General features: G+C 45.1%; 1 protein-coding gene. It reads left to right on the top strand.

Annotation, left to right across the window (positions count from 1 at the left end):
• On the top strand, positions 1–286 hold a 286-nt coding region (locus tag A3751_RS02840; RefSeq protein WP_197466139.1), incomplete at its 5' end, for a glutathione binding-like protein.
• Between the last annotated feature and the right edge of the window lie 18 nt (positions 287–304).

Genomic DNA, 304 nt, shown 5'->3' with positions numbered 1-304 from the left:
CTATATCGCAGTAGCACGCTTTATTAACAAATATCTGGGGCTACCCGATGACCGAAAGCAAGACTACCTCGACAAACAAGAAGGCGGCAACAGAGCATTAGCCGTAATGGAAGAGCAGCTCAATCACACGGTTTTTCTAACTGGCGACTATCCGACAACAGCGGATATAAGCCTATTCGCATATACCCACGTTGCAGAAGAAGGCGGCTTTAACCTCAATAATTACCCGAGCGTCAAAGCGTGGATCAATAAAATGAAAGGCCTTCGTAACTTCGAAGCGATGTGATTACAGCTTTGAAAATAG

Source organism: Oleiphilus sp. HI0080, assembly GCF_001635135.1.
Note: the sequence above shows the minus strand (reverse complement) of the source record. Positions and strands in the feature narration are given on the sequence as shown.